12 protein-coding genes are annotated in these 14,296 nt (G+C 38.5%); 8 read left to right on the top strand and 4 right to left on the bottom strand.

The genetic code is table 11. From position 1 onward, the window contains the following. Nucleotides 1-5 precede the first annotated feature (5 nt). From HMPREF9456_RS05095 to HMPREF9456_RS05075, 6 genes are all read left to right on the top strand, one after another. Nucleotides 6-1,220, top strand: coding sequence for a DUF6051 family protein (locus HMPREF9456_RS05095; protein ID WP_006842399.1), 1,215 nt, complete (start codon nt 6-8; stop codon nt 1,218-1,220). A 125-nt stretch (nt 1,221-1,345) separates the two neighbouring features. Then, nucleotides 1,346-1,822, top strand: a complete 477-nt coding sequence (gene ybaK, locus HMPREF9456_RS05090) for a Cys-tRNA(Pro) deacylase (protein ID WP_006842398.1) — start codon at nt 1,346-1,348, stop codon at nt 1,820-1,822. Nucleotides 1,823-2,023: 201 nt separating this feature from the next. Further along, nucleotides 2,024-2,254 carry a 4Fe-4S dicluster domain-containing protein gene (locus tag HMPREF9456_RS17015; RefSeq protein ID WP_006842397.1) on the top strand — a complete coding sequence of 77 codons (231 nt, stop codon included), beginning with the start codon at nt 2,024-2,026 and terminating at the stop codon, nt 2,252-2,254. A gap of 63 nt (nt 2,255-2,317) precedes the next feature. Beyond that, nucleotides 2,318-3,400 (top strand): 3-methyl-2-oxobutanoate dehydrogenase subunit VorB, encoded by a 1,083-nt coding sequence (locus tag HMPREF9456_RS05085; protein WP_006842396.1) that lies wholly within the window; start codon nt 2,318-2,320, stop codon nt 3,398-3,400. Nucleotides 3,401-3,488: 88 nt separating this feature from the next. Beyond that, entirely contained in the window at nt 3,489-4,247 is a 759-nt protein-coding gene (locus tag HMPREF9456_RS05080; RefSeq protein WP_006842395.1) for a thiamine pyrophosphate-dependent enzyme, read from the top strand. 10 nt (nt 4,248-4,257) lie between these two features. Further along, entirely contained in the window at nt 4,258-4,812 is a 555-nt protein-coding gene (locus HMPREF9456_RS05075; RefSeq protein ID WP_006842394.1) for a 2-oxoacid:acceptor oxidoreductase family protein, read from the top strand. A gap of 66 nt (nt 4,813-4,878) precedes the next feature. Here the strand turns inward: HMPREF9456_RS05075 and HMPREF9456_RS05070 are convergent, their stop codons facing one another. After that, the gene (locus HMPREF9456_RS05070) at nt 4,879-6,771 is read right to left on the bottom strand and encodes a glycoside hydrolase family 35 protein (protein WP_006842393.1); all 1,893 of its coding nucleotides are present in this window, start codon (nt 6,769-6,771) and stop codon (nt 4,879-4,881) included. A 130-nt stretch (nt 6,772-6,901) separates the two neighbouring features. Here HMPREF9456_RS05070 and HMPREF9456_RS05065 point away from each other — a divergent pair, with 130 nt between their 5' ends. Beyond that, nucleotides 6,902-7,702, top strand: coding sequence for a threonine/serine exporter family protein (locus tag HMPREF9456_RS05065; protein WP_006842392.1), 801 nt, complete (start codon nt 6,902-6,904; stop codon nt 7,700-7,702). Nucleotides 7,703-7,708: 6 nt separating this feature from the next. Further along, nucleotides 7,709-8,218 carry a threonine/serine exporter family protein gene (locus tag HMPREF9456_RS05060; protein ID WP_006842391.1) on the top strand — a complete coding sequence of 170 codons (510 nt, stop codon included), beginning with the start codon at nt 7,709-7,711 and terminating at the stop codon, nt 8,216-8,218. Nucleotides 8,219-8,246: 28 nt separating this feature from the next. On the opposite strand, the gene HMPREF9456_RS05055 is transcribed toward HMPREF9456_RS05060, so the two are convergent. From HMPREF9456_RS05055 to HMPREF9456_RS05045, 3 genes are all read right to left on the bottom strand, one after another. After that, nucleotides 8,247-9,089, bottom strand: coding sequence for a metal ABC transporter permease (locus HMPREF9456_RS05055; RefSeq protein WP_006842390.1), 843 nt, complete (start codon nt 9,087-9,089; stop codon nt 8,247-8,249). 136 nt (nt 9,090-9,225) lie between these two features. Continuing rightward, nucleotides 9,226-12,918: a methionine synthase gene (gene metH / locus HMPREF9456_RS05050; protein WP_006842389.1), complete on the bottom strand. Its 3,693-nt coding sequence runs from the start codon at nt 12,916-12,918 to the stop codon at nt 9,226-9,228. Nucleotides 12,919-12,922: 4 nt separating this feature from the next. Then, entirely contained in the window at nt 12,923-14,296 is a 1,374-nt protein-coding gene (locus HMPREF9456_RS05045) for a DUF3329 domain-containing protein (protein WP_006842388.1), read from the bottom strand.

Below are 14,296 nucleotides of genomic sequence, written 5' to 3'. Positions count from 1 at the left end.
ATAAAATGAAGTACATAGACCTTTTTAATCATCTAAAGAAGATCGAGAACTATACTGATAGTGAGATCGAGATCGATCAAAATTTGGTAATGCGTAACTTTACCTTCGACTCCAATTATCGTTTTATCCTTCCCGGAGGATTGGGCAATAACGATGATTATGAATTTATACCGAGTGTACCTGAAGATTATGAGCCCGATGTGATTCAGGAAATGTTGAACAAGAGAGACGCTGAAATATTAGAGAATATCAAGTTCAGATATCACATGATAATGCCTAAGAAAGAAACGAAAGCTAAGGGCATTATACTCATGTTTCACGGCTTTAATGAAAAAACATGGTATAAATATTTACCGTGGGCTAAGTATATCGTTGATAAAACGGGTAAATCTGTCGTTATGTTCCCTATAGCATTTCATATGAATCGTGCTCCTGCGGTTTGGAGTAGCACCCGTGAAATGTACAGAGTGAGTGAGCAGCGAAAAATGCGACATCCCGATGTTATCTGTTCCAGTTTATCCAATGTAGCGATCAGTACCCGTTTGCATAATAAACCTCAACGTTTTATTTGGTCGGGGTTGCAAACCTACTATGATGTGATCGACTTTGTAGAAAACTTCAAGGAAGGACTACATCCGGCTATAGATAAGGATGCTTCTATCGATTTCTTTTCATATTCTATAGGTACATTCTTAGGCGAAATACTGATGATGAGCAACAAAGATGGGCATTTCTCTAACTCCAAGTATGCTACTTTTTGTGGAGGAGCTGTATTCAACAGGCTATCACCTGTATCAAAATTCATCCTCGACAGTGAAGCCAATGTAAGTCTTTATTCTTATGTCGTAGAACATCTGGATAGCCATATGAAACGCGACGAAGTGCTTCGTCATTATATGCATACACATCCGGAAGGCAACAACTTCAGAAGCATGCTGAATTATAGGGTATTGACAGAATGCCGGGAGGAAGTATTCCGAAAAATGAGCCATCAGTTTTATGCTATAACATTGGCGAAGGATGAAGTTGTTCCAGCCTATGAAGTGATAAATACACTGCAAGGTTCACGCAGGGATATCCCGATCAATATCGAAATTTTGGATTATCCATACAAATATATACATGAAGATCCATTTCCTGCACTACCAAAAATCGCAGATGAAGTAGACGAGCAATTCAGATTTACATTTGACAAAATCAGTGCTTTTCTCCAATCCTAGTCCTGTATTTTTCTTTCTGAACTTAATATATGAGAAAGCAATAATGGCAATTAATATGAGTACAAAATAGACTTTGTAAACATCTATCGTGTTTAGTTGTTTTATTTGCAGAAAAATAAGTAGAAATGAAGATTGATAAAACAAACGCGGTCCGGCTTTTGGATAAAGAGAAAATAGAATATAAGCTTATTCCATATCAGGTCGACGAGTCCGATCTTAGTGCCATACATGTGGCCGAACAGTTACACGAGCCTGTTGAACAGGTCTTTAAAACACTGGTACTGAAAGGAGATAAATCCGGTTATTTTGTTTGTATTATACCCGGAGCAGAAGAGCTTGACTTGAAAGCAGCTGCGAAAATCTCAGGAAATAAGAGTTGTGATATGATACCGATGAAAGAGCTTCTTAACATCACAGGATATATAAGAGGCGCTTGCTCTCCTATTGGTATGAAAAAATTATTTCCAACCTATATCGATAAATCTTATGAAGCGTTCGAATATATTTACATTAGTGCCGGAAAAAGAGGTCTACAAATTCAGTTAAATCCGCTAGATTTAGTACAAATAGTAAGTACAACCAGCGGAAACCTAACCAAATAAAGACCGAACCTCCCCAAAGATAGAGATTATTGGATTTTGTATGATAAAATGCTAGCTCAATATGTTTTAAGACATCTTTTTTTTAACATCTTTATTCATAAAAAAAAGGAATATAATAAGAATAACATCTACCTTTGTGTGGGGATCAAATGAGAACTTTATTATAGTTAGCGATTACTAAAAAAATTATTATAAAGAAAAATGGCCAAAATAAAAGGAACAGTAGTTGTAAACGAAGAACGTTGTAAGGGCTGTGACCTCTGTGTGGTTTCATGTCCTTGTGATGTTTTAGAACTTCAACCTCGTGAAGTTAACAGTCGGGGTTATCACTACGTTTACATGAAAAATCCAGATGCTTGTATAGGTTGTGCCAATTGTGGTTATGTATGTCCTGACGGATGTCTCACAGTCTACAAGAAAAAATTTGAATAAATGATGACGAATCAATACAGCTTTTTCGCTTAGTAGATTCGTTTTTTTAATTAACCAAAAATTATGTCAGAAGAAATAGTTTTAATGAAAGGCAATGAAGCCATAGCTCATGCTGCAATTAGATATGGGACAGACGGATATTTTGGCTATCCTATTACTCCTCAATCGGAGATAATGGAAACGTTGATGGCCGAAGCACCGTGGAATACTACCGGTATGGTTGTACTTCAGGCTGAAAGCGAAATAGCATCTATAAATATGGTTTACGGGGGAGCCGGATGCGGCAAGGCCGTGATGACCTCATCTTCAAGCCCGGGCATGAGCTTAATGCTCGAAGGGGTGTCTTATCTTGCCGGAGCCGAATTGCCTTGTTTGTTAGTGAATGTTATGCGTGGAGGACCCGGATTGGGTACAATACAACCATCGCAAGCCGATTATTTCCAAACTGTAAAAGGAGGAGGGCATGGCGATTATAACCTGATAACTCTTGCTCCTGCGTCGGTACAAGAAATGGTGGACTTTGTTGCATTGGGATTCGATCTCGCGTTCAAATATCAAACACCGGCTATGATACTTACCGATGGTGTTATCGGGCAAATGATGGAAAAGGTAAAACTTCCGGAATTTAAACGAAGAAGAACCGAAAAGGAGATACGCGAACAATGTCCTTGGGCTACCCTTGGAAAACCAGCTGATAGAAAACCGAATGTAATAACTTCGCTGGAACTTGATCCGTATAAGATGGAGATAAATAACCTCCGTTTTCAAGCTAAGTTTAAGAAGATAGAGAAAGATGTTTGTTTGCACCAGGAAGTAAACTGCGAAGATGCAGATTATATACTTGTTGCATTTGGGTCTGCTGCCCGTATATGCCAAAAGGCAATGGAGATAGCACGTGCTCAAGGAATAAAGGTGGGTCTTATACGCCCAATAACTTTGTGGCCGTTCCCATCGAAGGAGATTGACAAATATTCAACAAAGGTAAAAGGAATGCTTACAGTGGAAATGAACGCCGGACAGATGGTCGAGGATGTTCGTTTGGCTGTAAACGGTAAAGTAAAGGTTGAACATTACGGACGTTTGGGTGGAATTGTTCCTACACCAAGCGAAGTAGTAGACGCCTTGCAGAATAAATTTGACTGTTGAAAAACGATATTAAGATAGGCAAGTGTTCATTACATTTGCGAGAATAGTAAGTAGGTCTGAGACCTTAAAATTCAAAGTTTAAACAATTATGAGTACAAATATTATAGATCCGGCTAACCTAGTATATGCCAAGCCTGCGTTGATGAACGATGTGGACATGCATTACTGCCCGGGTTGTTCACATGGTGTAGTTCATAAGTTGATAGCTGAGGTTATTGATGATATGGAATTGCGTGATAAAACAATCGGTATAGCTCCGGTTGGTTGTGCTGTGTTTGCATACAACTATTTGGATATCGACTGGCAGGAAGCTGCACACGGACGTGCTCCGGCACTGGCTACAGCAGCAAAACGACTGAATCCCGATAAAATGGTATTTACATATCAGGGAGACGGAGACTTAGCTGCCATTGGTACTGGTGAAACGATACATGCGGCTAATAGAGGTGAAAATATTGCTATAATCTTTATAAATAACGGAATTTATGGCATGACCGGGGGACAAATGGCTCCAACAACCCTTAGCCAAATGATAACATCAACATCTCCTAACGGACGCGATACTCACGAGAGTGGATACCCTCTCAAGATTCTCGATCTGTTGGCTCAGTTACAAGGAGTTTGTCTGGCTACTCGTCAGAGCGTTCATACAGCAGCCTCTGTAAAGAAAGCGAAACGCATGATACGTAAAGCGTTCGAAAACTCGATGGAGAATAAAGGTACATCTATTGTAGAAATTGTATCTACATGTAATGCCGGATGGAAAATGTCTCCTCAGGCAGCTAACGATTGGATGGTAGAAAATATGTTTCCTGCATATCCATTAGGCGATTTGAAAAATATTTAAACAAAGAAACATGACACAAGAAATAATTATAGCAGGTTTTGGAGGACAAGGTGTATTATCTATGGGTAAAATCCTTGCTTATTCAGGTCTGATGGAAGATAAAGAAGTTTCATGGTTCCCTTCTTACGGACCGGAGCAACGTGGTGGCACAGCTAACGTGACTGTAATATTGAGCGACAGCCCCATCAGCTCGCCGATAGTGAATGAGTTTGATATTGCGATTATTTTAAATCAGCCGTCATTGGACAAATTCGAGTCGCATGTAAAACCGGGAGGAATATTAATTTATGACCCGAACGGATTTCAACATCCACCAACACGCAAGGATATCAATATCTATAAAGTTGAAGCTGTGGATACAGCTATATTGATGAAAAATACGAAAGCATTCAATATGATTGTTCTAGGTGGATTATTGAAAGTAAGCCCAATGGTAAAACTCGAAAACGTTATGAAAGGATTGAAAAAATCTTTACCTGAACGTCACCATGGTTTACTGCCAATGAATGAGCAGGCAATAATGAAAGGTATGGAGATTATACAAGAAGTTCAAAAATCTGAATAAGATTTCGTTTCTTTGAAAATAAAAAAGAGGCTGTCTGAGACTAGACAGCCTCTTTCTATATTTATTTTATTGAGGCAACTTAAGATTTGTCAACACAGGAACTTTTGTTGTTCTTACTTCTGTGTGATGCTTATCATGCTGTTGTTCAAAAATTACGATCTCATTTTGTCCTTTTTTCAGCCATACCCCCGGAACATATAACGTTTGTTGAGGTCCTACATGCCAATAACGCCCGATGTTCTTACCATTTATAAAGACAATACCTTTGCCCCAATCTTCCATATCGAGGAATGTATCCCCTGTTTCTGTCAGATTGAATGTTCCTTTATATAAGGCCGGAGCTCCGAGAAGACGTTTCGCTGCTGATTCGGTGTTACCAAATACGCTATTTTTTTGCATCTTACTAAAATCAGGAGCTTCATCCATCGGTATCTGGTACATTTGCCAATCACCTTCTATCTCCATTCCGTTTATTATAACAGGGCTGATGATTCCTTTTGTGTTATGAACAATCTCTGATCCGTAATTGATGCGTCCCATGTTCTCTACTAAGATCTCTAACGTAGAATTGAATGGAATGTCAACATCGATAGAATCTTGATTAAAATATCGGTTAAGCTCCCCTACCTTTTCATCGTTTGCATATATAATGGCATAATCGCGCAAACCATTTATCTTCAGTGTACCGCTTATTGGCTGATTGAAGTGCTTTTTATATAAAACATATCCATAACCTTGGTTTAACTGTTCGAAAGTCATAGGTTTATTATTTTCCACTACTTTTGAGTTCAATCCGTCTAAGGTAGCGATCTTGTCAAGTTTAATAGATGGGATCTCTATAACAGGTATAGCAGCGGGAACCTTAGGCAAAGAGTAATTGACATATTTTTTAATTACATTACGAAGCGAGTCGTATTTTGGTGTTACCCATCCGGCTTCGCTAATAGGTGCATCGTAATCGTAGCTAGTAAGATCGGGCTGAATATCATGTTTCTTATCATAGTTAGCGCCACTGGTAAAACCAAAATTAGTTCCGCCATGCACCATGTAATAGTTGATAGACACATTATTCTGTAAATACTTTTCTGTTTGACGAGCTATACTTGTAGCACTTATCTGAGGATGAGGTTCGAGCCAGTGAGCAAGCCATCCGGGATAAAACTCTGCAACCATATAAGGTCCTTGTCCTCCATTATACTTATCTACAGCTTTCTTTAAATTCTCTATATTACTTTCCCCATTTGCAGTTGGCAAAGCTCCGGGAACAGCACCTCCTTCAAACAACCAACTTCCATCCGAAGTAAAAGATGGAACATCGAAACCTGCATCTTTTAATTGCTGAACGATTTTTGCATTGTATCTGCGATGCTCTTCCAATGGAATATCTTTACGTTGGGAGACATAAGATCCGAATTCATTTTCTGCCTGCACCATAACAATAGGGCCACCTTTAGTTATTTGCAAATTTCCAACTTCCTTATACAATCTATTTATATATAACTGGGTATATTTTAGAAATTGTTCGTTATCACGTCTCAATTCCAAACCCTCTACATTCTGAAGCCACCAAGGATAACCTCCAAATTCCCACTCAGCACATACATACGGACCGGGACGAAGTATCACCATCAATCCTTCTTCACCTGCTATTTTTATATATTCGGCAAGATTCTTATCTCCTGTAAAATCCCATTTACCGGGTTCAGGCTCATGAATATTCCAGAATACATAAGTGGCCACGGCATTTAGCCCCATTGCTTTTAGCATCTGCATACGATGACGCCAATATTGGTGAGGAATACGCGGATAATGCATTTCGCCTGAAATTATTCTTACCGGTTTTCCGTCATATACAAAATCTCCATTCTTAATCTCAAACGTATGTTTCTTCTGAGAAAAAGAACTAATAGAAAAAACGAATAATAATATAAAAAAGGTTGAACAAATCTTTTTACACATGGTTTTCTTTTTAAATTACTAATTTAAAGCTATATATTATTATAAATTAAACTCACGTTTATAAACTCAATTATAAGTGTTTACTACATTAAATATTCTTTAATATCTTTGTTGTAAAATTAAGGTTGGAATGTTAGAGTATAAAGATACAACAGAAAAAGTAAAAATACCAGCGCAACGCTTAGCTGATCTCATTTTAGATATAGGTACTTATCTACTTGCATCGGGCGCGCACTGCGGAAGACTGAACAGTAATCTGGGGAGAATGGCTTCGACATGGGAGTTTGATCTGCATATAGATCCGACGTTCAAAGGGCTGTTAATTACGCTAAAAGATCTGAACGACCCTGCAAATACAGTCACCAGATTTAAGAATTCGCCCCCTCACAATGTCCACCTTGCTGTTTTGACCGAAATATCACATTTGTCGTGGAAAGTAAAAGAAGAGAAACTTTCCATCACCGAAGCGGAAAACGAATTTGCTCTAATCAAAGCTAAACCATATTATAAAGATATATATGTTGCTATAGCTGTCGGGCTTTCATGTGCAGGTCTATGCCTTTTCTCATTAGGAGATTCGATGAATGCTGTAGTAACTTTCGTTGCTGCTTTTTTAGGTTATTTTGTCCGTGTCGCCTTCTCGAAGAAGAATTTCAACTCTATGATTTGTATATCGATAGCAGCTTTTGTTACCACTCTCATTACCGGGCTTGGAAGGCTATATGGAATCGGAGCGCATCCCGAAGCAGCTATGGCTACAGGCGTATTATATCTTATACCGGGAGTTCCTCTTATAAATTGTGTTATAGATCTGATAGAAGGATACCTCTCGTCTGCAATCAACAGAGCCTTATTCGGAGGGTTTATTTTACTTTGTATTGCCGCAGGGATGACCTTATGTATTACATTAATGGGGATCAATAATTTTTAGAAAAAAATGGAAGAACTTACTATCATAAATATACTACGCGACTTTGGCATTGCATTCATCGTCGGCTTCTGTTGGGCTATATTATTTGGTTCACCTAAACGTTTGTTATGGGTAGCCGGCCTGCTGGGAGGAATGGGACATTGCATTCGTTTTATTCTGGTTCAGCTCGATTTCGGGTTAATAACCGCAACTCTGGCGGGATCTGTATTGATAGGACTGATAGGCATTTTTGCTGCACATAAGGTAGACAGTCCTCCTGTTGTATTTACAATGCCGGCCTGTATTACGATGATACCGGGTATGTTTGCTTATAAAACGATGCTTGCCGGAATAAAGGTTACAGACCTAACAATTGTAGAGCAGAACCCTCGTATACTCATAGAGATGTCACACAATCTTATGCTGACAATGTCTCTTTTATTCACCTTGGCAATAGGAATATGTATCAGTGCGCTGCTTTTCCGAAAATCGAGTGTAAAAAATATATCACTGAAAGATATAATAGGAAAAGGCTGATGCTATAATTTACTTTATTATCTGTTAATCAGTTCCTCTCTAAAGAACCGATCAATTGCTTCTTATGTATTAATTTGACGATCCATCGGGATACAAGAAATACTATTATCTGAGTAAAAATAATAAATACGCCGGATGGTACGTCCAAAACAGCAGAAAGAAACAATCCGACCAAACAGCCTACGAACCCTATAAGAATAGATAGCAAAATCATCTTCACAAAATTAGAAGTGAATAGATTTGCTGTCATCTGAGGAACAGTCAATATAGACATCAACAGAACGATCCCAACCAAACGGATAGACAAAACGATTGTTATTGCTATACCCATCATCATAGCATACTTAATCAGATTGACAGAAAGATTACGCGTCTTTGCAAAATCAGGATCAAATGCTGCAAAAAGTATTTGTCGCCCAAAAAGTAAAAAAACAATGATAAGCACCAATGATAAAACAGCCAGATATACAATATCTGGTTTTGTTATAGTTAAAATATTCCCAAAGAGATAATCGGAAAGATTGGGGGCAAACCCAGGCTTTAGATAGATGAAAATAATACCAACAGCCATCCCTAAAGACCAGAATGAGCCAATAGCAGAGTCTTCTCTAACACCCTGCCTTGAAGAAAGCCACTCAATACCAAATGCCGACAGTATAGAAAAAATCATTGCCGACAGAATTGGATTCCACCCAAAATAAAAGCCCATTCCTATACCACCGAGCGAAGCATGTGTTATCCCTCCACTAATAAAAACTAATCTGCGGATAACAACATACGATCCTATAATTCCACACGCAATAGAGGCAAAAAGACTACCTAGAAGAGCATTCTGAAAAAAGCTATAGGATAGAAGATCAAAAAATTCCATTGTGATAATATTATTTTTTCTGAATCATACATTTCTAGAATGAGAAACAATTATCGTTTCTATTTTCCAGAAAAGTGACAAAAGTAACACTTTATTGAAGGTTTCTTATTTACCTGTTTTGTCCCTTATTTTATATTTATATCAGATTCGCACTTAAAAATTTGCGAATGACCTCTGCTTCCTCTCCCCTTCTTTCAACATAGGATTCCATCTGATCATCGAGAATATTTCCAATATTAAAATATTTCGATTTAGGATGAGATATGATTATTCCACTTACCGAAGCATTGGGTAACATAACGCCATTTTCGGTAAGTTCTACTCCTATTTCTTTCGATTGTAGCAGGTCATTATTCAACAAAAAGTTGATAGACTGATCGGGAATAGACGGATAGCCTACTGCCGGACGAATACCCTGATATTTAAGAGTAAACATATCATTGACTGAAATATTTTCGTCAGCAGCAAAGCCCCAATACTCTCTTCTTATTTTTGCGTGCAACCACTCAGTTGTAGCTTCTGCCAACCGATCTAACACTGACTTTAGTAATAGAACTTTGTATTCGTCACCCTGCTGCTCGAATTCGCTCATCAATTCATTCGAGCCTACTCCGGCAGTTACTGTAAAACCTCCTACATAGTCCTTCTTGCCGGATGATTTAGGTGCAACAAAATCGCAAAGAGACAAATATTCTCCTCTGTCATTCTTTTTTTGCTGACGAAGCATAGGAAAACAGACATCATCGATGTAAAGACATTCATTTTCGCTATATGCCTCGAAAACACCAAAAACAGCATTGATATACCCTACTTTATCAAATATCAATTGATCTAACAATGCCTTCGCATCTTTATAAAGCTGCATACCTTCGCTTGCTTTTTCTCGTTCGTGCTCGGGAAAAGAATTCAACCATGACGTACGACACGAAGAACAATCATCAATATGCTGCACGGATGCATAACGAGCTGACAAATTCCATGAATGGAAGAAGAACTTCCAATCCACATACGGAACTATTTCATCAACCAGTATCTTCTTCAAAACCTGTCGCCCTTTTACTTTCGGCTCAGGTGTTTTATATTCAGACCAGTCTATTGGCATTCCTTTATCTAAAACTTCAGATAGAGGTAACAGATCTGCCTTTTTATCTCCGGCATTATCTCTTAATTGAGAATATTCCTGTTTTACTTCGTTTATATAATTTTCTTTTGTATTCGGATTTATTAATTTACTTACAGCAGCAGGAGCCTGAGACGCATCTTTTACATAAACTACTGATCCATTATTATATTTAGGATCTATCTTTATTGCTGTATGCAGTTTAGATGTAGTTGCACCGCCAATCATCAATGGAATAGAGAATCCTGCCTTTTCCATCTCGTGAGCAACAATACTCATTTCTTCCAGCGATGGGGTAATCAATCCGCTTAAGCAAAGAATATCCGGCTGTTCTTCCTTTACTTTCTGAATAATAACCTCAGGAGGAGTCATAACCCCCAAGTCTATAACTTCATAGTTGTTGCAAGCAAGAATTATAGCTACAATGTTTTTACCGATATCATGGACATCGCCTTTCACAGTCGCAATAACAAGCTTTCCGGCTTTATTGCTCCCTGCCGAAGATGATTTCTGCGCTTCCAGTGTTGGTTGAAGAATAGCCACGGCACGCTTCATTGTACGAGCTGTTTTCACCACTTGCGGCAAAAACATCTTACCCGAGCCAAACAGGTCGCCGACCTTGTTCATACCGTCCATCAGAGGCTTATCAATTATATCCACAGCCTTAGGATATACTTTGAGAGCTTCTTCCAAGTCTTCTTCCAAGTGGTCGCTAATACCCTTTATTAATGAGTACTGGATACGTTCATCAAGCGGGAATGATCTCCACTCTTCCACTTTTTGTTCAGTCTGCCCGTTCTTCTCATTTTTAATGCGTTCTGCATATTCGATAAGTTCGTCAGTAGCTTCCGGTCTGCGGTTAAAGATCACATCTTCTACCAGATCTTTAAGTTCGAGTGGAATATCATCATACACCACCGATTGCCCCGGATTAACAATACCCATATCCATTCCCCTCTGAATAGCATAATAGAGGAATACGGCATGCATGGCTTCTCGCACATAGTCATTTCCACGGAAGGAGAAAGATAAATTACTTACCCCTCCACTAATTTTAGCATGCGGAAGGTTTTTCTTTATCCATGTAATAGTTTCTAGGAAATCAACAGCATAATTACGGTGTTCTTCTATGCCGGTAGCTATAGCCAAAATATTGGGGTCGAAGATAATATCAAGCGGATCGAATCCGTCATTCACCAATAACTTGTATGCTCTCTCACATATTTCTATTCTACGGGAGAATGTATCGGCTTGCCCTGTTTCATCAAAAGCCATTATGATGACTGCTGCACCATATTGTCTTACAAGACGAGCGTGACGAAGAAATTCTTCCTCTCCGCCTTTTAGCGATATTGAATTTACAATAGCCTTTCCTTGAACGCATTTTAGACCGGCTTCCAACACTTCCCACTTCGAGGAGTCAATCATCACAGGAATACGAGAGACATCAGGATCGGAGGCCATCATGTTGAGGAAAGTAGTCATTTCTTTTACCCCATCAAGTAGCCCTTCATCCATATTCACGTCGAGTACCTGCGCCCCATCTTCTACCTGCTTATGAGCAATAGTTAGAGCCTCTTCATATTTCTCTTCTTTTATCAGGCGAAGAAACTTGCGAGAACCCGCTACATTGAGACGTTCTCCTATATTGATAAAATTAATTTCAGGCTTAGCCTCTAGCAACTCTAAACCCGAAAGCCACATATATTTTGGCTTTTCGGCAGGTTTATGAGGTTTTGCATCCTTCACCAAATCAACATACTTTGCTATATGTTCGGGCGTTGTACCACAACAGCCACCAATAATATTTACCAATCCTTCTCCGATGAATTCGCTGATCTGCTCAGCCATTATATCGGGAGTCTGATCATATTCTCCAAACTGGTTTGGCAACCCTGCATTTGGATATGCTGAGATAAAACTTGGAGCCATTCGAGCCAATTCCTTTAAGAATGGTTTCATATCCGATGCTCCAAAAGAGCAATTAAGCCCGACCGAAAGATAATCGATATGATTGACTGATGCCAAAAATCCTCCTATTGTTTGACCTGATAATGTACGTCCTGCTTTATCTGATAAAGTAACAGATATCATTATCGGCAACTCTATATTTCTTTCTTTGCGAACCTCTTCGGCAGCGAATAAGGCAGCCTTTGCATTTAGCGTGTCAAATATCGTTTCTATGAGCAATAGATCAACACCGCCATCCGCAAGCCCTTCTATCTGCTCCTTATAGGCAGAAGACAAGTCATCAAAAGTAACAGCACGATAGATCGGATTTTCAACCTTAGGGCTCATTGATGCCGTTTTATTGGTCGGTCCAATAGAACCCGCAACAAAACGAGGCTTATCCGGATTCAGGTTTGTATAATCTATAGCAGCTTTTTTTGCTATTTTCGCTGCCTCTCTATTTATTTCTTTTGCCAGATGCGACATGTTATAATCCTCTAAGGATATAGCTGTTGCATTGAATGTATTTGTTTCAATAATATCAGCTCCCGCATCCAGATACTTTCGATGAATTTCTTCTATTATATCCGGGCGTGTGAGATTAAGCAAATCATTATTCCCTTTTTGTAATATTGCACTATCACGAAAACGCTCGCCTCTGAAATCCTCTTCTTTCAATTTATACTGCTGAATAAGGCTTCCCATAGCACCATCAAGGATAAGTATCCTCTCTTTCAATATATCTTGTATCTTTTGCATCAATTTATTTATTTTCTACATCAAAAATTTTAACTGAGTTTACACCCATATAATTTCCATACCCTTTCTGCATCCACTCGATAGAATCCAAAGGAATATCTCCCGTTTTGGGACGTACCAATATAGATTCAGATGCAGTAAAACGTCCGTATATTATAATATCTTTAATCCCTTTTTGCTTTTCAGCAAGCACAATCCGATCTCTTTCTGCCCATATTCCGTGTATCCGCTTAAAGTCTTCGAGACTTAGCCAATATGAATAAACAAAGACTAAAGAAGCAACTCCTACAGTTAAGTATAAAGACTTCTTTATAAAGGAAATGGTAAAATCCAGATTGGCATATAGCAACCCTGTAGCAATAAACAGGAATATCAGTATAGCAAACCACACCCGGGTAGGGAAAGTAGGTGCACCAGTCATAGCCAACGTTCCCACACCTGCTGTAACAGCAAATAACAAGGACAAAAACAATATCTTATTATTACTTTCTTTCTTTTTGAATTTGAAATATAGGAATAAAAAGATTGTATATATAACCGTTGGAATAAGTGCATACCAAGTAGATATTTTCAAAATGCTTGTAAACCTATAAACATAAAACATGTATATAGGTTCAGTGCCTCCCGAATTCAGGTTGCTAAGTTCTCCTGCATTTCTTATATAATTGCCTGGTGCTAACAACATAAAAGCACATCCTACAATAGCTCCTATAAGCCCTAATATCATCCATTTGTGTAACGTTTGCTTTTCCTTTTTCGCTAATATAATTAAACATATAACAAAAAAGATCATCGCCACAGCCATATTCTCATTTGTCCATCCGGCAATAATACCAAGCAAAAACATTGAAAAGGCTTTTATCCAACTATCTTTAGACTTTCCTGTAAGGTAAGCAGAGCAATAGAAAGATAGAAACAATAGGATGAGTAAGGTCCCCCACATATAATTTGCACTTCCGGTAATCCAAAAAACATTTTCGATCAATGCGGGAGTAAGAAACCAGATCAACAAGTTTATTGCAACGAAAAGTGACAAATTACTCTTGTTTCCTTTATTTACTATATAATAGATTGTTACAACTAATACTATATACCCAATGCTATTGATAACATCCCCCCAGAAAACACCTGCAGCAAGCATAAACTGAGCTATCGCATGAACAACCGAGCGTCCTCCCCACTTGAAGTAATGAACATATTGATACGGAATAATGTCAGAAAAGCCAACTCTATTGCCTTCGGCAGTCATACTGTATGTCCAGTCATCAAGCGTTATAGGGAAATAATGATTCAGTCCATAAATACCGAAGAACAGTAATATGGAAGTCAGAACAATGTATTTTTGCTCCAATAAAATCCTTGTAAATCCCTGTGACAT

The sequence above is a fragment of the Dysgonomonas mossii DSM 22836 genome (assembly GCF_000213575.1).
GTDB lineage: Bacteria > Bacteroidota > Bacteroidia > Bacteroidales > Dysgonomonadaceae > Dysgonomonas > Dysgonomonas mossii.
The sequence above is the reverse complement of the archived record's forward strand: the minus strand, read 5'-3'. Positions and strand labels throughout refer to the sequence as shown.

What these genes read in the sequence shown, in the direction of transcription:
- HMPREF9456_RS05095 (WP_006842399.1), top strand. Translation starts at nt 6, where the DNA reads ATGAAGTACATAGACCTTTTTAATCATCTAAAGAAGATCGAGAACTAT.
- ybaK (WP_006842398.1), top strand. Translation starts at nt 1,346, where the DNA reads ATGAAGATTGATAAAACAAACGCGGTCCGGCTTTTGGATAAAGAGAAA.
- HMPREF9456_RS17015 (WP_006842397.1), top strand. Translation starts at nt 2,024, where the DNA reads ATGGCCAAAATAAAAGGAACAGTAGTTGTAAACGAAGAACGTTGTAAG.
- HMPREF9456_RS05085 (WP_006842396.1), top strand. Translation starts at nt 2,318, where the DNA reads ATGTCAGAAGAAATAGTTTTAATGAAAGGCAATGAAGCCATAGCTCAT.
- HMPREF9456_RS05080 (WP_006842395.1), top strand. Translation starts at nt 3,489, where the DNA reads ATGAGTACAAATATTATAGATCCGGCTAACCTAGTATATGCCAAGCCT.
- HMPREF9456_RS05075 (WP_006842394.1), top strand. Translation starts at nt 4,258, where the DNA reads ATGACACAAGAAATAATTATAGCAGGTTTTGGAGGACAAGGTGTATTA.
- HMPREF9456_RS05070 (WP_006842393.1), bottom strand. Translation starts at nt 6,771, where the DNA reads ATGTGTAAAAAGATTTGTTCAACCTTTTTTATATTATTATTCGTTTTT.
- HMPREF9456_RS05065 (WP_006842392.1), top strand. Translation starts at nt 6,902, where the DNA reads ATGTTAGAGTATAAAGATACAACAGAAAAAGTAAAAATACCAGCGCAA.
- HMPREF9456_RS05060 (WP_006842391.1), top strand. Translation starts at nt 7,709, where the DNA reads ATGGAAGAACTTACTATCATAAATATACTACGCGACTTTGGCATTGCA.
- HMPREF9456_RS05055 (WP_006842390.1), bottom strand. Translation starts at nt 9,089, where the DNA reads ATGGAATTTTTTGATCTTCTATCCTATAGCTTTTTTCAGAATGCTCTT.
- metH (WP_006842389.1), bottom strand. Translation starts at nt 12,918, where the DNA reads ATGCAAAAGATACAAGATATATTGAAAGAGAGGATACTTATCCTTGAT.
- HMPREF9456_RS05045 (WP_006842388.1), bottom strand. Translation starts at nt 14,296, where the DNA reads ATGTCACAGGGATTTACAAGGATTTTATTGGAGCAAAAATACATTGTT.